This is a genomic window from Streptomyces sp. JLBJ103 (assembly GCF_058215575.1).
The window spans coordinates 5,739,158-5,763,449 of sequence record NZ_CM177089.1 but is presented as its reverse complement, the minus strand read 5'-3'; the positions used below and the strand labels follow the sequence as shown (position 1 = coordinate 5,763,449).

Annotated in this window: 18 protein-coding genes; 8 read left to right on the top strand and 10 right to left on the bottom strand. The window is 71.5% G+C overall.

The features are described from left to right. Positions 1 to 19: 19 nt before the first annotated feature. Positions 20 to 523: an inorganic diphosphatase gene (locus AC4BEG_RS25470; RefSeq protein WP_490702073.1), complete on the bottom strand. Its 504-nt coding sequence runs from the start codon at positions 521 to 523 to the stop codon at positions 20 to 22. Positions 524 to 602: 79 nt separating this feature from the next. Then, positions 603 to 1,271, bottom strand: a complete 669-nt coding sequence (locus AC4BEG_RS25465; RefSeq protein ID WP_490702072.1) for a TetR/AcrR family transcriptional regulator — start codon at positions 1,269 to 1,271, stop codon at positions 603 to 605. Between the two features lie 204 nt (positions 1,272 to 1,475). Between AC4BEG_RS25465 and AC4BEG_RS25460 the strand changes: the two genes are divergently transcribed. Next, positions 1,476 to 2,597 (top strand): medium chain dehydrogenase/reductase family protein, encoded by a 1,122-nt coding sequence (locus tag AC4BEG_RS25460; RefSeq protein ID WP_490702071.1) that lies wholly within the window; start codon positions 1,476 to 1,478, stop codon positions 2,595 to 2,597. A gap of 210 nt (positions 2,598 to 2,807) precedes the next feature. On the opposite strand, the gene AC4BEG_RS25455 is transcribed toward AC4BEG_RS25460, so the two are convergent. Together AC4BEG_RS25455 and AC4BEG_RS25450 are read right to left on the bottom strand one after the other, a co-directional pair. Further along, on the bottom strand, positions 2,808 to 3,623 hold the full coding sequence (locus AC4BEG_RS25455; RefSeq protein ID WP_490702070.1) for a carbon-nitrogen hydrolase family protein: 816 nt from the start codon (positions 3,621 to 3,623) through the stop codon (positions 2,808 to 2,810). 276 nt (positions 3,624 to 3,899) lie between these two features. Further along, positions 3,900 to 4,343 (bottom strand): SPW repeat protein, encoded by a 444-nt coding sequence (locus tag AC4BEG_RS25450; RefSeq protein WP_490702069.1) that lies wholly within the window; start codon positions 4,341 to 4,343, stop codon positions 3,900 to 3,902. 859 nt (positions 4,344 to 5,202) lie between these two features. Between AC4BEG_RS25450 and AC4BEG_RS25445 the strand changes: the two genes are divergently transcribed. Continuing rightward, on the top strand, positions 5,203 to 5,808 hold the full coding sequence (locus tag AC4BEG_RS25445) for a winged helix-turn-helix domain-containing protein (protein WP_490702068.1): 606 nt from the start codon (positions 5,203 to 5,205) through the stop codon (positions 5,806 to 5,808). Between the two features lie 95 nt (positions 5,809 to 5,903). Here AC4BEG_RS25445 and AC4BEG_RS25440 read toward each other — a convergent pair whose 3' ends face one another. After that, the gene (locus AC4BEG_RS25440; protein ID WP_490702067.1) at positions 5,904 to 8,117 is read right to left on the bottom strand and encodes an MMPL family transporter; all 2,214 of its coding nucleotides are present in this window, start codon (positions 8,115 to 8,117) and stop codon (positions 5,904 to 5,906) included. Positions 8,118 to 8,416: 299 nt separating this feature from the next. Here AC4BEG_RS25440 and AC4BEG_RS25435 point away from each other — a divergent pair, with 299 nt between their 5' ends. The 6 genes from AC4BEG_RS25435 to AC4BEG_RS25410 all read left to right on the top strand — a co-directional run bounded on the left by AC4BEG_RS25435 (position 8,417) and on the right by AC4BEG_RS25410 (position 17,630). Beyond that, the gene (locus AC4BEG_RS25435; protein WP_490702066.1) at positions 8,417 to 9,694 is read left to right on the top strand and encodes a sensor histidine kinase; all 1,278 of its coding nucleotides are present in this window, start codon (positions 8,417 to 8,419) and stop codon (positions 9,692 to 9,694) included. Positions 9,695 to 9,821: 127 nt separating this feature from the next. After that, positions 9,822 to 10,682 (top strand): aminoglycoside 3-N-acetyltransferase, encoded by an 861-nt coding sequence (gene aac(3) / locus AC4BEG_RS25430; protein ID WP_490702065.1) that lies wholly within the window; start codon positions 9,822 to 9,824, stop codon positions 10,680 to 10,682. 228 nt (positions 10,683 to 10,910) lie between these two features. After that, entirely contained in the window at positions 10,911 to 11,504 is a 594-nt protein-coding gene (locus tag AC4BEG_RS25425) for a hypothetical protein (protein ID WP_490702064.1), read from the top strand. Between the two features lie 184 nt (positions 11,505 to 11,688). Beyond that, positions 11,689 to 12,336, top strand: coding sequence for a LuxR C-terminal-related transcriptional regulator (locus AC4BEG_RS25420; RefSeq protein WP_490702063.1), 648 nt, complete (start codon positions 11,689 to 11,691; stop codon positions 12,334 to 12,336). Between the two features lie 125 nt (positions 12,337 to 12,461). Beyond that, positions 12,462 to 15,602 (top strand): alpha-N-acetylglucosaminidase, encoded by a 3,141-nt coding sequence (locus AC4BEG_RS25415; protein WP_490702062.1) that lies wholly within the window; start codon positions 12,462 to 12,464, stop codon positions 15,600 to 15,602. An 81-nt stretch (positions 15,603 to 15,683) separates the two neighbouring features. Then, on the top strand, positions 15,684 to 17,630 hold the full coding sequence (locus AC4BEG_RS25410; protein ID WP_490702061.1) for a hypothetical protein: 1,947 nt from the start codon (positions 15,684 to 15,686) through the stop codon (positions 17,628 to 17,630). 481 nt (positions 17,631 to 18,111) lie between these two features. Here the strand turns inward: AC4BEG_RS25410 and AC4BEG_RS25405 are convergent, their stop codons facing one another. The 5 genes from AC4BEG_RS25405 to AC4BEG_RS25385 are packed head-to-tail and all read right to left on the bottom strand — an operon-like array spanning position 18,112 to position 24,051. Further along, complete coding sequence (locus tag AC4BEG_RS25405) at positions 18,112 to 19,158, bottom strand: LacI family DNA-binding transcriptional regulator (RefSeq protein WP_490707184.1); 1,047 nt, start codon at positions 19,156 to 19,158, stop codon at positions 18,112 to 18,114. After that, positions 19,143 to 20,861, bottom strand: a complete 1,719-nt coding sequence (locus AC4BEG_RS25400; RefSeq protein WP_490702060.1) for a glycoside hydrolase family 13 protein — start codon at positions 20,859 to 20,861, stop codon at positions 19,143 to 19,145. The genes AC4BEG_RS25405 and AC4BEG_RS25400 overlap by 16 nt, the downstream gene beginning before the upstream one ends. A 52-nt stretch (positions 20,862 to 20,913) precedes the next feature. After that, positions 20,914 to 21,744 carry a sugar ABC transporter permease gene (locus AC4BEG_RS25395; RefSeq protein WP_490702059.1) on the bottom strand — a complete coding sequence of 277 codons (831 nt, stop codon included), beginning with the start codon at positions 21,742 to 21,744 and terminating at the stop codon, positions 20,914 to 20,916. A 2-nt stretch (positions 21,745 to 21,746) separates the two neighbouring features. After that, positions 21,747 to 22,760, bottom strand: a complete 1,014-nt coding sequence (locus AC4BEG_RS25390) for a carbohydrate ABC transporter permease (protein ID WP_490702058.1) — start codon at positions 22,758 to 22,760, stop codon at positions 21,747 to 21,749. A gap of 13 nt (positions 22,761 to 22,773) precedes the next feature. Beyond that, the gene (locus tag AC4BEG_RS25385) at positions 22,774 to 24,051 is read right to left on the bottom strand and encodes an extracellular solute-binding protein (protein ID WP_490702057.1); all 1,278 of its coding nucleotides are present in this window, start codon (positions 24,049 to 24,051) and stop codon (positions 22,774 to 22,776) included. Positions 24,052 to 24,292 lie beyond the last annotated feature (241 nt).

The window sequence follows — 24,292 nt, the reverse complement described above, 5'->3', positions numbered from 1 at the left end:
CCGTGGCTCAGGTGGTGGCTCAGTGGGGGCGGACGGCCCCGGCGGCGCGGGCGCGGGAGGCGGCTATCTCCGCGTACGCGTCGTCGCGGCCCTCCCAGTGGGAACCCTCCACCGACTTGCCGGGCTCGAGGTCCTTGTAGACCTCGAAGAAGTGGGTGATCTCCATCCGGTCGAATTCGGGCACGTCGTCGATGTCCTGGACATCGGTGTAGCGCGGATCGTGGGCGGGGACGCAGAGGACCTTCTCGTCCGGCCCCTTCTCGTCGCTCATCACGTACATACCGATGGCCCGGCAGAGGATGACACAGCCGGGGAAGGTGGGCTCGCCGACCGTGACCAGGGCATCGAGCGGATCGCCGTCCCGGCCGAGGGTGTGATCGATATAGCCGTAGTCCGCCGGGTACTTCGTGGCGGTGAACAGCATCCGGTCCAGCCGGATCCGGCCTGCCTCGTGGTCCATCTCGTACTTGTTGCGGGACCCTTCCGGGATCTCCACGACCACATCGAACTCGGCGGACTCCATCGCGACCTCCGGTCACCCGTGCGCTCCGGTGTGCTTCCAGTGTGCGCCGTGAGCGCCGGGCGGGCAGCTCGGGGATTCCTCAGACGCCGCGCGCGAGGGCCTCGACCTCGGCCTCGAAGAGCATCCCCGGGTCGAAGCCCATCCCGCTGAACTGGCCCTGCACATCGAGGCTGATCACACCGTGCAGCCGGGTCCAGGCGCGCAGGGCACGGCCCTTCAGCTCGCCGTCGGATTCCGCCCCGTCGGCCCAGGGGCCGACGGCCTCGAGCCGGCGCGCGAGCTCCGCCTCGAGGGGGGACGCGGGCGCACCGGCGACCGTGTCGCCCAGGCCCGCGCAGGCGTCGAGGATCGTGCGCATCAGCCCACGGGCGATCTCGGTGGTCTCCGGCGGCGCCTGGTAACCGGGCACCGGGGTGCCGTAGATGAGCAGATAGCGGTCGGGATGGGCCTTGGCCCAGTCACGGATGGCGTGGGCCAGCGCGCGGAACCGGTCGTCAGGGGCGGCATCGGCGACGGCGGCCGCCGCGGCCTCGGCCAGATCGCGGTAGGCGTCGCTGATCAGCTCGGTGAGCAGCTCGTCCCGGCCCGCGAAATAGCGGTAGAGCGCGGGGCCGGTCATGCCCATCGACTTCGCGATCGCGTTCACCGAGATGCCCGCCGTGCCCGCCTCGGCGAGCTGGGTCAGGGCCACGGCCTTGGCTTCCTCGCGGGTCTGCTTGCGGTAGCGCTCTCGCCGTGCTGTCGCCATGGACGCGCCTTTCACCGTTGGTTGGTACGGGCGGCTCGGAACCGGCCGCCGGGGCCGGTCCGGAACCGGCTCGGAAACCGGCTTCGAACCGGGGTTGACACATCGAGGGTAACAGGTTCATTGTTTTGTTAGAAGTTCTCACGGACGAGAGAAGTCCTCACGGTGGTCGTGAGGCCGTGAGGCCCAGGAAAGACGAGGTTCGCCATGCTCACCGAAGTCGTGCTCCCCGGTCTGGTGGAGCCGGAAGGGCTCCAGCTCCGCACCCGCCCGCTGCCCGAGCCCGGCCCCGGCCAGGCCCTGGTCGAGGTCGAGGCGTCCGGTGTCTCGTTCGCCGAGCAGCAGATGCGCCGGGGCAAGTACTACGACCAGCCGCCCTTCCCCTTCGTGCCCGGCTATGACCTGGTGGGAAGGGTCACCGCCACGGGCGCCGGGGTGGATCCCGCACTGCGCGGCGGCCGGTTCGCGGTGCTGACGAAGACGGGCGGCTGGGCCACGCACACGCTGGTCGACGCCGGGGATCTGGTCGCGGTGCCGGAGGAAGTCGGCGCGGCCGAGGCGGAGACGGTAGTGGTCAACGGGATCACGGCATGGCAGATGCTCCACCGCACGGCCAAGGTCCGCTCCGGGGCGACGATCCTGGTCCTCGGTGCCAACGGCGGCGTGGGGTCCACCCTCGTCCAGCTCGCCCGCCACGCCGGCATCCGGGTCATCGGCACCGCCTCACCGCGCCACCACGGGGCGGTGCGGGCGCTGGGCGCCATCCCGCTGGACTACCGCGACCCCGATCTGCCCGCGCGGGTGCGCGAGTTGGCCCCCGGCGGGGTGGACGCGGTCTTCGACCATGTGGGCGGCGAGGGCATCGTGGACTCCTTCCGCCTGCTGGCCCGCGGCGGCACGCTCGTCTCCTACGGCACGGCCGCCACCCGGGATGTCCCGGGTTCGTCACGGGCGCCGGTGCTCAAGCTGTTCGCCCGGCTGCTGCTGTGGAATCTGCTGCCGAACGGACGGCGGGCGCACTTCTACAACCTGTGGGCGGGGCGGCGGCGGTTGGCCGGCTATCAGGCGCGGGTCCGTGCCGATCTGGGCCAGGTGCTGGAGCTGCTGGCGAGCGGGGACTTCTCCGCCCAGGTGGCGGCGCGGATTCCGCTGACCGAGGCGCCGAAGGCGATGCGGCTGGCCGAGTCCGGCACGGTCACCGGCAAGGTCGTCCTGGTCACGGGAGCCACTGGAGTCACAGAGGAAGCCGCCGGTCACCACGCCGCCGAGGACGGTCCGCGGCTGGTGGCCGCGAGCGCGGGGCGGACCGGCGGCGAGAGCCCGCGATGAGCGTCGCCGGGACGCTGTGCCACCGGCCATCGCGCCCTCGTGGCATGGGAGTCGAGCCGCCCCCGCTCCACGGTCCATGGCTCCCGGGTTCCCTCCCGGACCCAGGTTCCCAGCGCACAGGGCAGTGGCGTGGGACCCGCTGACGTTCGCGGCCAGGATCCGTTCACCGACCCCCGCGACCGCATCCTCCCGGCGGCTGCCGGCCACCGCTCAGGGCCGTACGCCCAGCTTGCGGTTGTCCAGAACGGACACCGTACGGCGCACCGTGGTGACCTCCTCGGGGTCGATGTCCGCGACGAGCAGACCCGGGGCGGCCTCCAACCGCTCCCGCACCGTGCCGTCGGGGCCGATCAGGGCACTGTGGCCGATACCGGTGGGGGCACTCCCGGCCGGGGCGGTACCGGCCTCGGACGCGGCTGGATCGGCCTGTCCCACGGCGGCGACCCATACGGTGGCGTCGAGCGCCCGTGCGCGGGTCAGCAGCTCCCACTGCTCGCGCTTGCCCGGTCCCGCGCCCCACGAGACGGAGAGCAGCGAGACCATCGCACCGGCGTCGGCATGGGCCCGGAAGAGTTCCGGGAAGCGTACGTCGTAGCAGGTGGCGAGGCCGATCCTGACGCCGTCGAGATCGAAGGTGACCACGTGGCTGCCCGGAGCCACGGTGTCGGACTCCCTGAAACCGAAGGCGTCATACAGATGGATCTTGTCGTAGGCGGCCTCCACTCCGGGGCCGGTGGCCAGCAGGGTGTTGGTGACGCGCCCGTCGGGTGCGGGGGTGAACATGCCCGCGACCACCACAAGTCCGCTGTCCCGCGCGATCTGCCGGACCTCCGTCGCCCAGGGACCGTCCAGCGGTTCGGCGAGTGGACCGAGCCGGGTGCCGAAGCAGGCCATGGTCGCCTCCGGGAACGCGACCAGCCGGGCCCCGGCCTCCGCAGCCCGCTGTGTCTCCCGGCGCAGCAGGTCAAGGTTCAGCGCCGGGTCCGGACCGGTGGTGATCTGGCTCAGTGCGATGCGGAGGGGCATGGCGGATGCTGCCTCATTTCCTGGTCGGGAGATCGCAGTCTAGGCGGGGTGCGCCGTCGGGGCCGGGGCCATGGCCATGGTTCCCCATGGGCGCTTGCCATGGCAGACGACGGTGAGCTACCGCTGACCACCGCCTGCGACCGCACCGACCGGGAAACCGCGCGAAAGCCGCCTGCCGCACGACCCCATCGGAGCGTGCGGTGGGCGGCCTTCTCCATTCGGTCTCGGTTGTCCGGCCTCAAGGCCGGTGTCCCGATGACACTTTCGTTGAAACGGTCAGGTCTCCCCCCGGCCCTTCCGCATGACCATTCCTGCGGCCACCAGCCCGAACAGGCAGGTGATGGCGCCGACCACGACGTTGTTCCAGATCATCCCGGCGTCGGGGCCCCTCGCGACCACCCAGGGAGAGATGATCATCCATACACCGATCGCGGCCATGGTCCAGCACAGGCTGTACATCCTCCTCGGGGCCGTGGTGAGGCCGATCCCCAGCAACGCGATGGCGAGACCGAGGATGAGGTTGTGGACCATGAGGTTGGGGCTGGTGCTCGAGAAGTGCACCACCCAGGGAGAGATGGCGAAGTACAGACCGGCGAGAAGCACCGGTCCGTCGAGGAAGACAACATCACGGGCGTCCATCATGCGGGCGTAGCGCTCCCGCATTTCGGTCACGTCAGGGTGGCCCGTGATATCCCCTCTGGTGTGTGAGACGTCGGCCATACGACTCGCCTCCTTCGATCCATGCAAGTCTGACCGCGCAGTGCGGTAAAACACCGCACCACCATTGTGCGCCTCGCCTTGGTTTATAGGTAGATGTCTGGTTGGCTCCGATGCTCCTTGGTTCCGCCACCAGCCGTCTCCGCAGGGCGCCGCGCGGCAGGCAGGGGAGGGCGATGCGCGTCCCCAGCCCCTGACCCGGCGCCTGACCTGGGCCTGGCGCGTGCCCCAGGCGTGGCGCCTGCCCCGGCACCCCCGGCACCGGCTCCGCCCAGCGCCCGGAGCGCCACTCCGCCCCCGCAGACCGGACCGCAGAACCCGCCAGCACCCCCACACCCACGAAGACGACCACCCCGGCGCCCGTACCCCTGAGCACTCGGGGGCCGGAGGGGGCTCCATACCCATGAGGGGTATCTGCGCGCGCTGTCGCCGCGAAGACGCATGGGGCTGCCCGGACCCGTGCTGCGGGACATCCACCGCATCAGTGCGGGCAACCCCTTCTACGCGTCAACTCCTGACCTCGGGCCAGGGAACGCCCTTCCCGTCCGGGCCACATGGCCCCACGGGCCGAGCGAGCCGGACGGGTTGTCTGCTTCAATAGAGGCATGGTCAGCCTCCAGCACGCCGCGACGGGTCATCCCGACCTCGAGCCGTTCTGGCCATCCCGGCAGGCGCACCATTTCGACCGCGAGTGTTGCCGCGCATCCCGTGCGCGGGCCCGCTCGCTCGGCCGCTGAGCCTTCCGCCGCCGCTGCCCCTTTCAGCGACACCTCGGCCAGGCCGCCCAGCCCGCGCGCACGACGTCCATCGGCGTCCATCGACGCCTCTCGACGGCCTCTCGAGCGCGAAAGAGCTGACTCCCATGACAAACATCCGTAGTCTGTCGTCCTCCCCAGCCCCCGCCGCCCCGCCCGGCGCCCCGGCGGCCTCCGCCCACCGTCAACGGTTGCGAGCCGTTGCGCCGGACGAGGCGCCGCCGGTCGCGGAGTTGTTGCACCCGGGTGCGACCTGGTTGCCCGCGCCTCCGCACACTCTGCCCGCACTGCCCGGCCATCCGCCGATGGTGGGCTATCTGGTGCTGGTCCCCGCCGACCGGCAGGATCCCGCGGCCTCCGCGGCCGCCCCGTCACCGTCCACCGAGGCCGTGGCGGCGGGCGGCGGCGACGGGCTGGTGCGGATCGACCCCGACCGGCGGACCGCGCAGCTCGCGGGCCGGTCGCTGGAGCTGACCTATCTCGAGTTCGAGCTGCTGGCCCATCTGGTCGCCCATCCGCACCGGGTGCACACCCGCGATCAGCTGGTGACCACGGTGTGGGGGTACGGACATATCGGCGACGGCCGGACCGTCGATGTCCATGTGGCCCGGCTGCGCCGCAAGTTGGGCGCCGAGCACCGGGGGACGATCGTGACGGTGCGGCGGGTGGGCTACAAGTACGTACCCCCCGCGCCCCCAGCACCCACCGACTGACGCACCTCGGAATCCGCGGCGCGCATCGCCGCCCCGGACAGGTCCACGGACCTGTCCGGGGCGGCGATGCCACAAGCGATTGCCGTGAGCGGATGTCAGCGGCCCGCCGACACCGGCGGCTGCGGGGCCGCGGCCGACCCGGCCGGGTTCGGCACCGGCTCCTCACCGTGTCCGAGCCGCGGCAACCACCGCAAAGCACGCGGCAGATACCAGGCGCGCTCGCCGAGCAGCGCCAGCACCGAGGGCAGCAGCACCATCCGCACCAGCGTGGCGTCCACCAGCACCGCCACCGCGAGACCGACGCCCATCTGCTGCATGTCCTGCATCTGGAGCAGGGCGAAGACCGCGAACACCGCGACCATGATGGCTGCCGCCCCGGTGACCGAGCCCGCCGTGGTCCGGATGCCCTCGCGGATCGCGTCGCGGGTGGTCAGACCCCGGACATGAGCCTCACGGATCCGCGAGACCACGAAGACGTGGTAGTCCATTGACAGCCCGAAGAGGATCACCAGGACGAACAGCGGCATCCACGACTCGATCGCGCCCGCCGGTTCCATCCCCAGCAGTTCGGCGCCCCAGCCGTGCTGGAAGACGGCGGTCATCGTGCCGTACGCGGCGCCCACCGACAGCAGGTTGAGCAGGATCGAGGCGAGAGCGATCGGCACCGACCGGAAGCACACCAGCATCAGCAGGAAGGTCACGGCCGCGATGAAGAGGAAGACGGGGGCGATATCGCTCTTCAACTGGTCGTTGTAGTCCAGGTCCGCGGCCAGTTGACCGCCCACGTACGCCTGCTCGGAGACCGGGCCGAGGATGCGCGGCACCAGATCGTCGCGCAGGGTGTCCAGGGCGCGCTCGGAGGCGGCGTTCTTGCCGTCGCCGGACAGCGGCACCTCGATCCGGGCCACACCCTCCTTCCGGTGCAGTTCCACATCGACGGGCTTCCGGAACCGGTCCGACGCTGCGATCTCCTTCTTTAGATCGGCGACGGCCGCGCCGAAGCGGGACGAGCCGACGTCATCAGCGCGCACGACCACCTCGGCCGGGTCCGGGCCGCCGGGGAACGCTCCGGTGATCTCCTCGAAGGCCACGGTCAGCTCGGCGTCGGAACCGAACTGCTTCTCCATGCCGAGCTGTTCGGTCTTCATCCCCAGCGCGGGGGCGCACAGGACCAGCAGCAGCGCACCGGAGACGACGGCGAACACCTTCGGCCTGGCCAGCACCGGGCGCATCAACCGGACGGAGAGACCGCCGCTGGTGTGCACCCCCTTCTTCCGGCGGCGGTTCAGCAGCGGCACCCGTCCGGCCTCGATACGGTCGCCCAGCCAGGACATCATCGCGGGCAGCACCGTCACCGAACCCAGCATCGCCATCAGCACGACCAGGATGGTGGCGACGGCGAAACCCTTGAAGAGCAGCAGCCCGGACAGGAACATGCCCGACATCGCCAGCATGACCGTGATCCCGGAGACCAGCACCGCCCGGCCGCTGGTGGCCGCCGCGATCCGCAGCGCCGTGGCCGCGTCCCGGCCCGCAGCCCGCTCATCGCGCTCCCGCCGCAGATAGAACAGGCAGTAGTCGACGCCGACGGCCAGCCCCACCAGGAACATCACCGAGTTGGTGGACTCGAACAGCGGCAGCCGATGGCTGATCAACGCCAGCAGTCCGAAGGTGCCGACACAGGCCGTCACCCCGAGCAGCACCGGCAGCAGCGCCGCCACCAGCGCGCCGAAGACCACCAGCAGAATGCCGAGAGCCAGCGGCACCGCCGTGAGCTCCGCCTTCTTGAGGTCGTGGTTAAGCATCCCGTTCAGCATGTGGTCGAAGCTGGCGTCGCCGAACTCATGGATGGTGATGCCTTGGTGGGCGGCCTCGGTGGCCCGGACCGCGTCGAGCACCGGCTCCACCCGTTCCCCGGCGGTGTCCGGATCGCCCTTGATCTCAAAGCTGATCAGCGCCTCACGTCCGTTCTCCGAACGCACCGGTGGCTGGATCCGCACCGTCTCCCCGGTCTTCTCCAGATGTGCGGTGAGATCATGGACTGCGGCGCGCCAGCCGTCCGGCCGCTCGCCGCGCACCATCACCATCTCCCCGGCGGGGGTCTGGAGTCCCGCATCCTCAAGGATCTTCTCGGCGCGTGCGGAATCGCCCGTACCACCCTCGGACTCCGTCATCTCCCTGGCCCCGGACATCCCGCCGACCACGGCGACGACCACGACGAACAGCAGCCATCCAATGATCGCGGTTTTGCGGTGGCGGGTGCTCCACCCGCCCAGCCGCACGGCCAGGCCCTGCCTCGATGCGCTCATGGCGTCTCTCCCGTAGAGGTACGGACTGATTCGGTCACGTCCTCGACGCTAGAAATCCGCGCGCTCGCGCCCCAGCCGGGCAGCCACCCGCTCGCGGAGCCGAAAGGCGAGGCCGGGGGGTGGGGCCGGCTACACCCCCCGGACGGGGCCGTACCCCCGTGACCACGAGGTGAGCGCACCGGCAGACTGAACATGCCCCACCATGAGGGGCGTTCGCATCGACCACCACAGGCCATCGACCACCACCGGCCATCCACCACCAGCCACCGGCCATCGGCCAGCACCCGGGGGGACAAAGAATGAAGGTACGCAGCGGGTTCACGGCCTGCGCACGGGGGCTGGCGCTGTTGTTCATCACAGCGCTCGGATCGATCCCGCTGTTCACGCTGATGGTGCTGTCCGTCTGCTTCATCCCGCTGGGACTGGGTGTGCTCACCACCCCCGCGATGGTGAAGCTGGTGCGTATGCACGCCGATCAGCGGCGGCTGCTGGCCGCCCGGTGGTCGGACATCGCGATCCCGGTGCCCTACCGTCCACTGCCCGAGGACCGGCGCGCCGGTATCGCCGGCCACGTGGAGCTGTGCACCTTCCTGCTGAAGGACCCGGCGACCTGGCGCGATCTGCTGTGGCTGTTCTACGACATGATCGGCGGTCTGCTCCTGGCCGCGCTGGCCTTCGCGTTCATCCCCTACGGGGTGGAGGGGTGGGTCATGGCCGCGGGCGTGTGGGAGCCGGTGGTGAACGCGGGCGGCACCTACTGGTACGCGTTCATCCCCGTCGACTCCCAGTCGACCGCCCTCCTCGCGGGACTGCTCGGCGCGGTCTTCTTCGCCACCGGCCTGATGATCTCGCCCCTCATCCTGCGCACCGGATTCCTGGCCTCCCGGGGGCTCCTGGCCCCCACCCCGCAGATGGCGATGGCCGCGCGGGTGCGGCGGCTGACCGAGACCCGGCATGACGCGGTCGACACCTCCGCCGCCGAACTGCGCCGTATCGAACGCGATCTGCACGACGGCGCCCAGGCCCGGCTGGTGGCCATGGGCATGAGTCTGGGCACCATCGAGGCGCTGATCGAGAAGGACCCGGCCAAGGCCAAGGAGTTGCTCGCCGCGGCCCGGACCGACTCGGCGGAGGCCCTGACCGAACTGCGCTACCTGGTCCGCGGTATCCATCCGCCCGTGCTGGCCGAACGCGGTCTGGGCGACGCGGTACGGGCGCTGGGCTTGCGCATGACGATCCCCGTCGAGGTGGACGTGGAGCTGCCGGGCCGAGCCGACGAACCGGTGGAGTCGGCGGCGTACTTCGCGGTCAGCGAGGTGCTCACCAACGCGGCCAAGCACTCCGGCGCCACCCGGATGTGGGTCGATATGCAGCACGACGGCGGCGCCCTGCGGATCGTGGTGACCGACGATGGCCGCGGCGGCGCCCGGATCGCGCCGGGCGGTGGTCTGAGCGGGGTCGAACGGCGGCTGGGCACCTTCGACGGGATTTTCGCGGTCAGCAGCCCGCCCGGCGGACCGACCATGGTGACGATGGAGATCCCCTGCGTCCTCGGCGCGCCCCGGTCCACGGTCTGATCACCTCCGCCCCGGCAGAAGCCCCCGGCCAGACCTCTCGGACAAACCTCCCGGGCAAAACCCCCGGGGCAAAACCCCCGGGCAAAAAGGTGATGCCGTATCAGCCCGCCTTTGCTTGGCTGGGTGCGTGGACGAGAGAGAACTCCTGGAGCGCTCCGGCGGACCGGTGACCCGAACCCGGCTGGCCGCGGAGCTGCGGACGCTCGGTCTGGCCGAGGGCGACACGGTCATGTTTCACACCCGGATGTCCGCCCTCGGCTATGTGGCGGGCGGGCCGCCCACCGTCATCGGCGCGCTGCTGGACGTCGTGGGCGAGGGCGGCACCCTGATGGCGTCCTGTGGCTGGAACGACGCTCCGCCGTACGACCTTGCAGAGTGGCCGGAGGAGTGGCAGCGGGCCGTCCGCGCCGAACACCCCGCCTACGACCCGGAGCTGAGCGAGGCGGACCACAACAACGGCAGGCTGCCGGAGGCGCTGCGGCACTGGCCGGGGGCGGTCCGCAGCCGCCATCCCGACGCGAGCTTCGTGGCGGTCGGGGCGGCTGCCGGGGAGCTGATGGCCGACCACCCGTGGGACGAACCGCACGGCCCCGGCAGCCCGCTGGCGCGCCTGGCCGAGCGGGGCGGACGAGTGCTGCTGCTCGGCGCCCCGCTGGACACGATCACGCTGCTGCACCACGCCGAGGCGCTGGCGGAGGCGCCCGGCAAACGGTACGTCAGCTATGAGCAGCCGATCCTGGTCGACGGGCGGCGGGAGTGGCGGCGCTTCCACGACATCGACACCGAGGAGGAGGCGTTCGACTACTCCTCGGTGGTGCCCGAGGGCGCATGGCCGTTCACGGTGATCGCGCGGGACATGCTGGCCGCGGGGTTCGGTGTCCGGGGCACGGTCGGCGCGGCCGAGAGCCATCTGTTCGAGGCGCCTGAGGTGGTGCGCTTCGGCGTCGGCTGGATCGAGGAGAAGCTCGGCGGGCGGCCCCGCCCGTAGGGCCCGCCTTCAAAGGGGACCGCCACCTGACGACGAGATCCGGCCACTCGCTAACATCTTCCCGACGTCACGTCCTCCGGCATCATCCGCGCTGCCGCGCCTTCGCGCGCCCGCGCACGGCCGGAGGGGCCCGCGTCTCGACTCGGCGCTGATGCCGTGGAACGGCCGGCCGGGATCGCACTGTGCAACGGGGAGAGTGAGGACATCATGCGAACGTGGACTCGTGCTGTGCCGGCGACGCTGGGCGCGGTGGCGCTTGCCGTGGCCCTGACGGGTTGCAACGGCTCGGACTCCAAGGGGAAGTCCGACGGAAAGAAGAAGGGCAAGTTGTCCAGCTCCGCGCCGGCGAAGAAGGAGCAGCAGACCTTCCGCCTCGGTGAGGCCAGCCCGCCGCAGAAGAGCGATATGAAGGAATACGCCGGCGCCACCTTCACGGTCACCCCCACCAAGGTGGTGACCGGCACCAAGGCCGAAATGGACGCCTCCGGCCTGAAGAAGGACAAGGAGGACGGTCCGCAGATTCCGGTCCATGTCTGGTCCACGCTCACCCACAAGAGCGGCAAGCCCATGCAGATCGACGACATGGACGACGACCTGGTCGTGCGGACCAACGTCGAGAAGCGCACCCGCGCCCTCATCGTGCTCCTGGGCGAGGCGAAGTGGAAGGACTGCCCGGCCCCCGACGACACCAAGAAGCTCACGCCGGGGCAGTCGGAGAAGATCTGCACCACCTTCCTCATCCCGGAGGGCCAGAAGGCCGCCGCGGTGGAGCTGACGCAGGGCTTCTACAACGAGCCCCTGGAGTGGCCCGTCAAGGGCTGATCCATCGCCCACCGGGCGGGCCGGACCCTTAAAGGTGTCCGGCCCGCCCGGTGCGTTGTGCCCGGCCGCCGCGCGGACCCGGGGTCGGCCCCCGGGAGCGGTACATTCAACGCGTTCGCCCGGTCCGCCCTTTCCCTGATCCGGGGCCCTGATCCGGGGCCCAATGACTTCATGGAGCCGTCACGTGCGCGTTGTGATCGCCGAGGACCTGTTTCTGCTCAGGGACGGGTTGGTGCGGATGCTGGAGGCGTACGACTTCGAGATCGCGGCCGCCGTCGACAGCGGCCCCGGGCTCACCCGGGCCTTCGAGGAGCTGAAGCCCGATGTGGCGGTGGTGGACGTACGGCTGCCGCCGTCCTTCACCGACGAGGGGTTGCAGTGTGCCCTGGCCGCGCGCCGGGCGCGGCCTGGCCTTCCGGTGCTGGTGCTCTCCCAGCATGTGGAGCAGCTGTACGCACGCGAGTTGCTGGCCGACGGCAGCGGTGGCATCGGCTATCTGCTCAAGGACCGGGTGTTCGACGCGGACCAGTTCGTCGACGCGGTGCGGCGGGTGGCCGACGGCGGCACCGCGATGGACCCTCAGGTGATCTCGCAGCTGCTGGACCGGCGTTCCCAGGACCGGCCGATCGCCCGGCTCACCCCGCGCGAGCGCGAGGTGATGGAGCTGATGGCGCAGGGGCGGTCCAACGCGGCGATCGCGGCACAGCTGATGGTCACCGAACGGGCGGTGGCCAAGCACACCTCGAACATCTTCGGCAAGCTGGGGCTGCCGCCCTCCGACGACGACAACCGCCGGGTGCTGGCCGTCCTGGCCTATCTCGACCACGGCTGAGCACGCGACGGGCCCGGTGGCACGGCGGGACTTCCGCGCCTCGCGCGCCCCATTGCTCCCACCCCGCAACGCTGGTTAAGTGCCGTGCGGAGATGGACCGTTGGCCGTTGTCCGTTGGGGGGCGCATGAGCGACCTGAGCAGACGCACGCTGATCGGAACCGCCGGAGCACTCGGAGCCGGAACCGCGCTGGGGAGCTCCCTCCCCGCCGCCGCGGAGAGTCGGACCGGGGCGCGGCACAGCCCACAGGATCCCGCCGTGACCGCTTTTGACACCGGACCCGCGTACGCCGCGCTGCGGCGGCTGCTCCCGGACCACGCGGAGCAGTTCCGGCTGAAGGCACTGGCGCCTGACGACGGTGAGGACCGGTTCGAGGTCACCGGCTCCGCGGGTCGGCTGACCGTGGCCGGGACCGGTCCCGCGGTGCTGCTCACCGGCGTCCACTGGTATCTGAAGTACACCTGCCACGCCCAGCTCACCTGGTCCGGCGACCAGCTGAACCTGCCGCGGACGCTGCCCGCGCCGCACGGCCCGGTCCGGCGGTCCACCGCGCTCCCGCACCGCTTCGCGTTCAACGACACCCACGACGGCTACACCGCGCCGTTCGCCGACTGGGACCGCTGGGAGCACCTGATCGATATCGCGGCCCTGCACGGCTGCAACGAACTTCTGGTCACCGCGGGCCAGGAGGTCGTCTACCACCGGCTGCTGAAGGACTTCGGCTACTCCGACGCCGAGGCCCGCGCCTGGCTCCCCGCCCCCTCCCACCAGCCCTGGTGGCTGCTCCAGAACATGAGCGGCTACGGCGGGCCCGTCTCCCCCGAACTGCTGGCCAAGCGGGCCGAGCTGGGGCGCCGGATCGCCGACCGCCTGCGCGAACTGGGGATGCGGCCGGTGCTCCCGGGCTACTTCGGCACCGTCCCCGACGGCTTCGCCGACCGCAACGCGGGGGCGCGTACGGTGCCGCAGGGCGACTGGGCGGGGCTCAAGCGCCCCGACTGGCTCGATCCGCGCACCGAGTCCTTCCGGAAGGTGGCCGCCGCCTTCTACCGGCATCAGTACGATCTCTTCGGACCGGTCGACCTGTTCAAGATGGATCTGCTGCACGAGGGCGGCGACCCCGGCGACGTCCCGGTGCCCGATGCCGCCCGCGCGGTGGAGAAGGCGCTCCAGGCCGCCCGGCCCGGCGCCACCTGGGTCATCCTCGGCTGGCAGGAGAATCCCCGGCGTGATCTGCTGGACGCGGTCGACCACGACCGGATGCTCGTGGTGGACGGTCTGTCGGACCTGGACACGGTGACCGACCGGGAGAAGGACTGGGGCTCGGTGCCCTACGCGTTCGGCACCATCCCGAACTTCGGCGGCCGCACCACCATCGGCGCCAAGACCCATATGTGGGCGAAGCGGTTCACCGAGTGGCGCGACAAGGCGGGCAGCACCCTGGTCGGCACGGCCTATATGGCCGAGGCGGCCGAGCGTGACCCGGCGGCCTTCGAGCTGTTCAGCGAGCTGGCGTGGCGGGCCGAACCGGTGGACCGCACCGCCTGGTTCCGGGATTACGCGGACATCCGGCTCGGCGGTCGTGACGACCGGGGCCGCGAGGCGTACGCCGCGCTGCGCGACACCGCGTACGAGATCAGCAGCAAGGACGGCCGGCCGCATGACTCCGTCTTCGCCGCCCGGCCCAGCCTCACCGCACGCTCCGGCACCAACTACGCCACCCACACCCCCGCCTTCGACCCGGCGGCCTTCGACCCGGCCCTGGCGGCGCTGCTGGCGGTGCGGCCCGCGCTGCGCGACAGTGACGCCTACCGCCACGATCTGACCGATATCGCCCGGCAGGCGCTGGCCAACCGGTCCTGGCAGCTGATCCCCCAGCTCCAGGAGGCGTATCAGCGCAAGGACCTCACCACCTTCCGCGCGCTGTCCCGGCTGTGGCTGAAACTGATGCGGCTGAGCGATGACATGACCGGCGCGCACCGCCGCTTCCTCCTCGGCCCCTGGCTGGCGGACGCCACCCGCATGGCCACCGGCGAGACGGAGTCCGCCCAGCTCGAGCGCGCCGCCCGGACCCTGATCACCACCTGGGCGGACAAGGTCACCGCCGACGGCGGCAAACTGGCCAACTACGCCAACCGCGACTGGAACGGGCTCATCGCCGATTTCCACCTCCCTCAGTGGCGCGGCTATCTCGACGAGCTGGAGGACGCGCTCGCCGAAGGGCGGCCCCCGCGCACCTTCGACTGGTACGCCATCGAGGAGCCCTGGACCCGGGAGCGCACCGGCTATCCGGTGCGGCCGACCACCGACGCCCACCGCACCGCACAGCGGGTCCACGAAACCCTGGCCAAGGCCCCGTACCAGGGCACGCTGACCGTCACCGCGGAACCGGCCGCCATGCCGCCCGGAGGCACCGCCGCGATCACCGCGGCGCTGCGCAACGTCAACGGGCTGCGCGCCACCGGCCGCGTGGACTTCGAGCTGACCGTGACCGGTACGGAGCCCGAGCCCCAGGGGCCCACCTCGCTGGAGTCGGTCCGGGCGGGCGGCACCGGTGAGGTCCACTGGCGCGCCACCGCCCCCGCCGAACCGCTGGAGCACCCGCTCAAGGCCCTGCCGTACGAACTGGGCGTGACCTACGGGCCGCGCGGTGAGGACCGGGTACGGGCGTTGCGCACCGGCACCCTGTGGATCGCCGGTCCGCTCGCCGACGGCTGGCGGACGGTCACCAACAACGGTGCGGTCTTCGGGCAGTTGGCGCGGGCGTTCGCCATCGACGGCGCGGGGCAGGACCTGTGGAAGGCCACCGCCGAGTTCGGCGCGCTCTATCGCGAAGCGGCCCTGACCGTGGGCAAGTCGGCCACCGTCACGGTGGACGCCCAAGCGGTCACCGGCCCGTGGGCACGCGCCGGGATCGCCGTCCGCAACGCGCTGGCCACCGCGGGCTCACCCGGCTTCGTCAACCTGTCCGTCACCCCGGCCAACGGTGTGGTGCTGTCGTACGACGCCAACGGCGACGGCACGCTGGACACCTACCAGCGGATCACCGGCGTCAAGGCGCCCGTTGTGCTGCGGCTGACCCGCGCCTCCGCCACCGCTTTCACCGGCGAGATGTCCACCGACGACGGCGCGAGCTGGCGAAAGGTGGCGACGGTGACCGTGCCGGGCGCGGCGGCGGCGCAGGACGCCGGGATGTTCATGAGCGCGGCGGGCGGCGGCAGCGGGGCCCGCGGCACTGTGGAGTTCAGCGGCTGGAAGGTTTCCTGAAGGCCCCGGCGGCCCCGCAGCAGGTGACCGTCGCGGGGCCCCCGAGGTGACCAACCCGCCCCGCCACTCGTTCTACGGAACGTGGAACAGCAGCAGGCGACAGCCACCCTCGACGACGACACCACCGGCCCGATCGACGTCGAGCAGGCCGAGGCCGCCATCGTCGAGCACTACCCGCGGCTGGTGCGGCTGGGATATCTCATCCTGCCGCCCGGTATGGGCCGCACCCGCCGGGTGCTGGCCGCGCACGCCCTCGCGCAGCGCGCGCTGCCGCGCAACCGGACCGGTGGCGGGCCCGAGCCGCACCCCGATCTCGAACTGCCCTGGCAGCGCGGGACGAAGGGCGCGGCGGCCGACGCGGGCTACGCCTACGTCCGGCTGCGGGTGCTGCGCACCGCGCTGCGGGCCGCCGAGCCGCGCCGCTGGTGGCAGCTTCCGCCGCTGCTGCCGCAGGTGTTCGGGCTGCGGCTGTTCCCGCGCTCGGGCGGAGCGGATGAACTCGCCCTGGACCAGGCGCTGTCCGAGCTGTCCGGCCCCGGCCGCGCCGCGTATGTGCTGCGGGAGCTGGAGCGTCTTGAGGACCGCGAGGTGCGCAAGCTGCTCCAGTCCGCCGGGGTCGACGACGCGCGCGGCGCGCTCGCCGAGGCGGACGGTGTGCCGGAGCCCGCGGGCAGCCGGGACGGATCGCCGCTGGAGTCGGCCGAGTTCGACCCGTGTTCGCTCCAGGCGCGGCCGACCGACCTGATGCGCCGCCGTCAGCATCTGCGGGCGCTGCTGGTGGCCGTGGTGGCGCTGCTGGTGTGCGGCACCCTGCTGGGGATGCCGGGCGAGGGCTGGGGGCCCAGTGGTGCCGCGGCGCCCTCGTACGCCCGTAACCCCGCCTCCGAACGCGCCCTGGATCCCCACCGGTTGACCCGTACGGCACCGGAGGCGTGGCGCACCGCGAGCCGGGTGGACTTCTCGGCGTGGCCCGCGCGCGGCGAGCGGACGCATGACACCGCGCTGCTGCGCCGCGCGCTGGCCGTCTGGGCGCGGCCCGGCCGCGCGGTGCGGATCTCGACCACGGCGGGTACGCAGTCCGGGCCGCCGTCCGGGCCGCCGCAGCTGCTGTACGCGGGCGAGGTGGACCAGGCCGCGGTGGTGCTGCTCTACGACGGGCTGCGGATCGCGCGGTACGCGGAGGCGGACGGCGCCGAGGGCGGTGCGGTGGCGCTGGACCTGGCCCGGCTCGACGCCGCGGACGCGGCCACCGCCACGGCGCTGGTGCTGACCCGCGCGGACGGCAATGTGCGCTATCTGACGGCGCCGTGGGTGCGCCGCGCCTCGGTCCGGGACCTGCTGCACCCGGCCCAGCGGCCGCGTCCGCTGCACCGCGCCCCGGACGGGGTGACCGATCCGGTGCGGACGATGCCGCAGCTGCGGCCGTGCCGTGGCTGGCCCGCGCTCCAGCTGGGCGGGCGGCTGGTGGTCGACCTCGGTGAGCTGTCCCCGGCCCGGCTGACGTACGGCGCGCCGGGGCGGCGGGCGCCGCACGATGTGGCGGGCCGCGCGGCGCGGGCGAGCTGGGCGCACACGGCCTGCCGGCTGCCGCTGATGCAGGCGCGCGGGGTGCGCAGTGTGAACACCTGGCGGTTCGCGGCCCAGTCGCTGCCGGAGGCGGGCGGCCGAGCGGCGTGGCTGTGCACCCGGGCGGAGACCTGGCGGGGCCGGGGCAGCCGGGTGCTGGCCCAGTTCCAGCCGTGGGGTGTGCGGCGGGGCGCGGCGGGCGCCGTGGCCGCGAGCGCCGACAACTCCCCGGCGTGCGGCCCGCGCGAGCCGCGGGTGCTCGCCGGGGTGCTGTGGAAGTCGCAGGCCGGACGGTGGTATCTGCTGGCGGCGGGCAGCCGTCAGGTGACGGGGATCGCGGCGAACGGCGGGGTCCGGGGCCGGGGGTGGGGCCGGACGCTGACGCTGCCCGCCAAGGCCGGGGCGCACGCGGACCTCAAGGCCCGACTGGTGGGCGGCGACCGGCTCGGCGCCCTGCGCTGAGCCTCCCGGCGGTGAAGACCACGACCGTCCGGCCGGGGGGTGAAGGTGCCCGATGACCCCTCGGACGAGGCCGTCCTGACCGTGGGGTCGGCGCCGTGCGCCCGCACCGGACGCCGGGCGTACGGAGTGCCCGCGAGGACCGCCACCCGCTGTGGCCCGCCACTGGGCCTCCGCGGTGGGGGCCTTGGCGGAAAGCGGCGGCGTGGCCGCTGCCGCGGGGGCGGCCGCCGTGCACAACGCCAGGGCGGCGAGGGCGGCGGTGCGGCGAAGGGTGCGGTTCACGGGGTGGGGGGACATCTTCGTGGTCCGGGACGCGGACGATTCCTTGCTGCAAGACCTTTCGCAAGCGATTGCAGCGGTGTTACGTTCAAGCACGTCTCCGGTCCGGCCGGCCGGGGGCCCGCTGCGCGGGCCCCACGCGCCCGGCCGGTCGGGCCGGTCATCTCACGCCCTCGGCAGGCCCCTCGGCATGCCCCGGTGGTCATCCGCCGCGACGGACCTGCGCGGTGGAGCCGCGCACCACCAGATCGGGCTGGAAGACGAACTCGGTGCACTGCACCGGGTTTCCGGCGATCTCCTCCAGCAGCGCGCCCACCGCCGCGGTGGCCATCGCCTGCACCGGCTGGCGGACCGTGGTCAGCGGCGGGTCGGTGAAGGGGATCAGCGGGGAGTCGTCGAAGCCGACCACCGAGACGTCCCCCGGCACCGTCAACCCCCGCCGGGACGCCTCCCGGATCACCCCCAGCGCCATCAGGTCACTGCCGCACACAAACCCGGTGCAGCCCTGGTCCAGCAGCGCGGCCGCGGCCACCTGCCCGCCCTCGACGCTGAACAGGGTGTGCCGCACCAACTCCCCCGCCTCCGCGGGCGTGACGCCGAAGATCTCGCCCATGGCCGTCGTGAACCCCTCGACCTTGCGCCGCGCCGGAACGTACCGCGCGGGCCCGACCGCGAGCCCGATCCGCTCATGGCCGAGCGCGGCGAGATGGGTCACGGCCATCCGCGCCGCCGACCGGTCGTCGGGGGACACGAACGGCGCCCGGATGCCCTCGTGGTAGCCGTTGATGAGCACGAACGGCACCCGGCGCTCGGCCAGCCGCAGATAGGTGGCCGGATCGGCGGTGGTGTCGGAGTGCTGTCCGGACAGGAAGACGACGCCGACCACATCGCGCTCCTCCAGCTGCTCCACCAGCTCGTCCTCGGTGGCACCGCCGGGCAGCTGGGTGCACAGCACCGGGGTGTAGCCGTGTCCGGCCAGCACCTGTTCGATGACCTGGGCGAAGGCGGGGAAGACCGGGTTGATGAGCTCCGGGATCACCAGGCCCACCAGTCCGGCGCTGCGCCGCCGCAGCCGTACCGGCCGCTCGTAGCCGAGGACGTCGAGGGCGGCGAGCACTCGCTGCCGGGTGGTGTCCGCGACCCCCGTCCTGCCGTTGAGTACCCGGCTGACGGTGGCCTCGCTGACCCGTGCCTGGACGGCGATGTCGGCGAGCCGCGGCGGCAGGGGTGCGCTCACACCGCCCACCAGACGGCCGTGTCGGCGGGCAGCGTGAACTCCCCGTCGGAATCCCCCTCGCCGCTGGGCGGCTGTGCACCGCTGGACAGCAGCGCCCGGCCCGGGGCGGGCAGGGTGACCGGCTCCCCGGTGGTGTTGACCGTGCAGGCGAAGTCCGGTCCGTCGCCGTGCGCCCGGCGGCGGAAGGCCAGCACCCCGTCGGGCGCCGTCAGCCACTCCACCGACTCCCCCGCGCCGAGCGCCGGATGGGTACGGCGGACGGCCAGCGCCTCGCGGTACAGCTCCAGCGTCGTACCCGGCCGGCCGGTCTGGGCCTCGACGCTGAGCGCGGCCCAGCTGTCGGGCTGGGGCAGCCAGCTGGGGCCGCCCGCGCGGGGGCCGAAGCCGTACGGGGCCTCGCTGCCCGACCACGGGATCGGCACCCGGCAGCCGTCCCGCAGCCCGTCCTGGCCACCGCCCGCGGCGCGCCGGAAGAACGCGGGGTCCTGCCGGACCTCGTCGGGCAGTTCGGTGACCTCCGGAAGCCCCAGCTCCTCGCCCTGGTAGAGATAGGCGGAGCCGGGCAGGGCCAGCATCAGCAGGGTCGCGGCGCGGGCCCGGCGCAGCCCGCGCCCGGGGTCGCCGTCGGCGTAGCGGGTGGTGTGCCGGACCACGTCGTGGTTGGAGAGCACCCAGGTGGTGGGGGCGCCGACCGGGCGCATCGCGTCCAGGGATGCGTCGATGACCTCGCGCAGCCGTGCCGCGTCCCAGTCGGCGGCCAGGAAGTGGAAGTTGAACGCCTGGTGCAGTTCGTCGGGGCGGACGTACAGCGCGGTGCGCTCGGTGGTGGGCGTCCACGCCTCGGCGACCCCGATGCGCTCACCGGGGTATTCGTCCAGGACGGTGCGCCAGCTGCGGTAGATGTGGTGCACCCCGTCCTGGTCGAAGAACGGCAGGACGTCGTTGCCCAGCAGCTTCAGCTGTTCGGCCCGGCCGAGGTCGGGCAGTCCCGCCGCCTTGACCAGACCGTGGGCGACATCGATGCGGAAGCCGTCGACGCCGAGGTCGAGCCAGAAGCGCAGCACCGAGCGGAACTCGTCCTGGACGGCGGGGTGTTCCCAGTTGAAGTCGGGCTGCTCGGGGGCGAAGAGGTGCAGATACCACTCCCCCGGGGTGCCGTCCGCATCGGTGGTACGGGTCCAGGCGGGCCCGCCGAAGATCGACTCCCAGTCGTTGGGCGGCAGTTCCCCGTCCGCGCCCCGGCCGGGGCGGAAGTGGAACCGTTCGCGCTGCGGTGAGGCGGGACCCTCCTCAAGCGCCCGGCGGAACCAGAGGTGCTGGTCGGAGCAGTGGTTGGGGACCAGGTCGACGATGATGCGCAGGCCCAGGGCGTGGGCGTCGCGGATCAGCCCGTCGGCGTCGTGCAGGGTGCCGAACATGGGGTCGATGGCCCGGTAGTCGGCGACGTCGTATCCGCCGTCGGCCTGTGGGGAGGCGTAGAAGGGGCTGAGCCAGACGGCGTCCACGCCCAGCTCCTTCAGATAGGGCAGCCGGGCGCGGATGCCGTCGAGGTCGCCCATGCCGTCGCCGTTGCCGTCGGCGAAGGACCGCGGATAGACCTGGTAGATCACCGCGTCCCGCCACCAGGCCGGGACATTCCCGCCTCCGGGTGAAAGCGCCCGGAGGCGAACCGAGCCCGAAGAGTCGGCCGAGGGGTCGGCGAGGTACTGCGTCATGGTGTCCTTGGATTCATCGGAAAGCGTCGGTTCGATCACGGGTGGCGCGGGGTCAGGACTTGGTGGCACCGGCGGTCAGACCGGCCACCAGATGGCGCTGGGCCCACGAGAACACCAGGGCGGCCGGGATGGCGATCATGACGGCGGCCGCGGTCATCGAGCCCCAGTCCGAGGTGTACTGGTTGACGAAGGTCTGGAGGCCCGCGGCGAGGGTGAGGTTCTTCTCGCCCGTCATGAAGGCGGAGGCGTAGGCGACTTCGGCCCAGGCGGTGATGAAGGTGTAGAAGGCGGTCACCGCGAGGCCGGGCTTGGCCAGCGGGACGACCAGCCGCCAGAAGGTGCCGAAGGGGTTGAGACCGTCGACCCGGCCCGATTCGTCGATCTCCACCGGGATGGTGTCGAAGAAGCCCTTCATCATCCAGGCGCAGAACGGCACGGCCACGGTGAGGTAGGTGACGATCAGCGAGATCGGCTGGTTGAGCCAGCCCAGCGTCGACATGATGTTGTACAGCGGCACGATGAGGATGGCCACCGGGAACATCTGGGTGATCAGCAGCAGCCACATCAGCGAGCGCATACCGGGGAACCGGAAGCGGCTGACGGCGTAGCCGGTGGTGGCCGCGATGAAGACGCCCAGGATCGTGGTGAAGACCACGATGAACAGCGAGTTGCCGAACCAGGTGAGGAACTCGGTGTCGTTCAGGACGTGTGCGTAGTTGGCGAGCGTCGGGTTCTTCACCACATCGGTGCTGAACGCCTCGCTCTTCGGCTTGAACGAGGTCACCAGCAGCCACAGCGGCGGGAAGACCGCCACGGCGGAGGCGAGACCCAAGGTGGTGTGCAGCCCGACGGAGGCGAGCGGGCTGCGGCGGCGGTCGCGCATGGCTACCAGACCTCTCCCTGCTTGCGGAGCGAACGGCGGTAGACCACCGCGAAGAGCATGAGGATGATCAGGATCAGCACGCCCCAGGCGGAGGCGCCCGCGAAGTCGCGGGGGCTGTTGACGAACGAGAGCCGGTAGGCGTAGGTCACCAGGATCTCGGTGCTGTCCCCCGGTCCGCCGCGGGTGAGCAGGTAGATCACCGCGAACATGTTGAACGTCCAGATGGTGGAGAGCAGGATCACGGTGGAACTGACCGAGCGCAGTCCGGGCAGGGTGATGTGGCGGAACCGCTGCCAGGGGCTCGCGCCGTCCATCTCGGCGGCCTCGTAGAGCTCACCGGGGATGGACTGGAGTCCGCCGAGCAGGGCGACCAGCATGAACGGCACCCCGAGCCAGATGTTCACGGCGATCACCGAGACCTTGGCCAGGGTGGGGTCGTTCAGCCAGGGCACCGCGTCGATACCGCCGCCCTCCAGCACCTTGTTGAGGATGCCGTTCTTCTCGTTGTAGAGCAGCCGCCAAGCGAAGACGGAGACGAAGGCGGGCACCGCCCAGGGCAGGATCAGCAGCGACCGGTAGACGGTGCGGCCCGCGAACCGGCGGTTGAGCAGGACGGCGAGGCCGAGGCCGAGCGCGAAGGTGACGGCGACGCAGGAGAGGGTCCAGGTGGCCGTCCAGCTCAGCCGGTCCCAGAAGACCGGGTCCTCCAGGATGGCTTGGAAGTTGTCGAGGCCGACCGTCCGGTAGGTGGCGGGGATGTGGTTGACCCCGATGGTGCGCTCGACATTGGCCTCATTGGCGTCGGTCAGCGACAGATAGACGCCGCGGACCAGCGGGTAGCCGATGATCAGCCCGATGACGATCACGACGGGCGCGACCATGGCCCAGGCGTACCAGTGCCTGGTCAGCGCGGCGCGGATCCGGCCGGGCGGTTTGTCCCCGGTCCGGCGGACCCGGCCGCGGGTGCTCTTGGCGCCCGCGGCCGGATGCGCCGACCGGCTGGTGTCGACAGCCATCGTTCGCTGGTCCTTACTTCCAGTCGCCCTTGAGGAGCTTGCGGTAGGCGTCGCCGACGGAGTCCGCGGCCTTCTCGGGCGAGGTCTTGCCGGTCAGGACGCCCGGGAACTGCACCAGGATCGCCTGGAAGAGGCTGTTGCCCTCGGGGATCCAGGGGCGCTCGACGGCCTTGTCCACGGCGGCCTTGAAGAACTTCACATTGGCGTTCGCCGCGACCTTCTTGTTCCGGTAGACGGAGGTGCGGGTGGGCAGCAGGCTGAGTTCCTCGGTGGTCTTGGCCTGCACCTCGGCCGAGCTCATGTACTTGGCGAAGGCGTAGGAGGCGTTCAGGTTCTTGGAGCCCGCGTAGACGGTGAGGTTCTGGCCGCCCTGCGGGGCGCCCTGGCCACCGCTTCCGGCCGGGACCGGGACCACACCGAGGTTGGACTTGTCCTTGAACGCCTTGCCCGCGAGGGTGTCCTCGATCGCCCACGGCCCGTTGATCGTCATCGCGACGTCGCCGTTCTTGATGGCGTTCTGCATGTTGTCCCAGCCGTCGGTGGCGTCGGTCTCCGCCGCTCCCGAGCTGACCAGGTCCCGGGCGGCGGCGAACGCCTTGACCCCCGGCTTGTCGTCGACGGTGACCTTCTTGGCCTTGGTGTCGAGCAGATCGCCGCCCTCGCCGTAGATGAAGGGCAGGTACCAGTAGGCGTCGTCGCCGCGCAGATACAGACCGGTCTTGCCGGTCTTCTTCTTGATCTTCTTGGCGGCGGCCTTGAGCTCGGTCCAGCTCTTGGGCGGCTCGACACCGGCGTCCGCCAGCATCTTCTTGTTGTAGAAGAGGCCGAGGGTGTCGATGACCTGCGGCACCGCGTAGGTCTTGCCCTTGAACTTCGTACCGGCGGCGGCCTTGGGCAGATAGTCGGACTCGTGGTCGAGGGCGGCGGTGCCGTCCAGCGGGGCGAGATAGCCGATGTTCGCCAGGTCATGGGTCCAGGCGACCTCGGTGCGCAGGACGTCGGGGGCGCCGGAGCCGCCGGAGCCCGCGGCATTCTTGAACTTGGCCAGGGCCTCGCCGAACGGGACGTTGACGTAGTTGACCTTGACGCCGGGGTGCTCCTTCTGGAAGCCGAGGGCGAGCTTCTTGTAGGTGCCCTTCTCGGCGTCGTTCGAGGTGTCCCAGTAGGTCACGGTGCCGGAGAGCTTGCCGCCCGGCTTTCCGCCGCCGTTGTCACCGTCGTCGCCACCGCATGCGGTCGCCGCGAGCGCCATGGCCGCGACGAGCGCAGTGGCCGCTATGCCACGTCGCATCTGCATTCCTCCAAGACCGGCCGCGTCGTCGCGGCCCCGGGTTGCCGAGGAACGTAACAGGGCTGCAAGAATCCCGAAAGACCTTGCGGGAATTTTCTGCAAGGCATCCGGATTCGTTACGTCCGCGTGTCCCGCCCGTGCGCCGCCCTCACCCGGTGAGCGCGGTGAACACGCGCCGGAGCGCACTCTTGGGCCCCCGCCACCCTCTGCAATCTCTTCCGCAAGCCATTGCAGAACTGTT

Coding starts and splice junctions, on each gene's coding strand:
- AC4BEG_RS25455 (WP_490702070.1), bottom strand. CDS start 3,623: ATGCCCCTCCGCATCGCACTGAGCCAGATCACCACCGGTCCGGACCCG.
- AC4BEG_RS25460 (WP_490702071.1), top strand. CDS start 1,476: ATGCTCACCGAAGTCGTGCTCCCCGGTCTGGTGGAGCCGGAAGGGCTC.
- AC4BEG_RS25400 (WP_490702060.1), bottom strand. CDS start 20,861: ATGACGCAGTACCTCGCCGACCCCTCGGCCGACTCTTCGGGCTCGGTT.
- AC4BEG_RS25440 (WP_490702067.1), bottom strand. CDS start 8,117: ATGAGCGCATCGAGGCAGGGCCTGGCCGTGCGGCTGGGCGGGTGGAGC.
- AC4BEG_RS25385 (WP_490702057.1), bottom strand. CDS start 24,051: ATGCGACGTGGCATAGCGGCCACTGCGCTCGTCGCGGCCATGGCGCTC.
- AC4BEG_RS25465 (WP_490702072.1), bottom strand. CDS start 1,271: ATGGCGACAGCACGGCGAGAGCGCTACCGCAAGCAGACCCGCGAGGAA.
- AC4BEG_RS25395 (WP_490702059.1), bottom strand. CDS start 21,744: ATGCGCGACCGCCGCCGCAGCCCGCTCGCCTCCGTCGGGCTGCACACC.
- AC4BEG_RS25415 (WP_490702062.1), top strand. CDS start 12,462: ATGAGCGACCTGAGCAGACGCACGCTGATCGGAACCGCCGGAGCACTC.
- AC4BEG_RS25445 (WP_490702068.1), top strand. CDS start 5,203: ATGACAAACATCCGTAGTCTGTCGTCCTCCCCAGCCCCCGCCGCCCCG.
- AC4BEG_RS25435 (WP_490702066.1), top strand. CDS start 8,417: ATGAAGGTACGCAGCGGGTTCACGGCCTGCGCACGGGGGCTGGCGCTG.
- AC4BEG_RS25390 (WP_490702058.1), bottom strand. CDS start 22,760: ATGGCTGTCGACACCAGCCGGTCGGCGCATCCGGCCGCGGGCGCCAAG.
- AC4BEG_RS25470 (WP_490702073.1), bottom strand. CDS start 523: ATGGAGTCCGCCGAGTTCGATGTGGTCGTGGAGATCCCGGAAGGGTCC.
- AC4BEG_RS25450 (WP_490702069.1), bottom strand. CDS start 4,343: ATGGCCGACGTCTCACACACCAGAGGGGATATCACGGGCCACCCTGAC.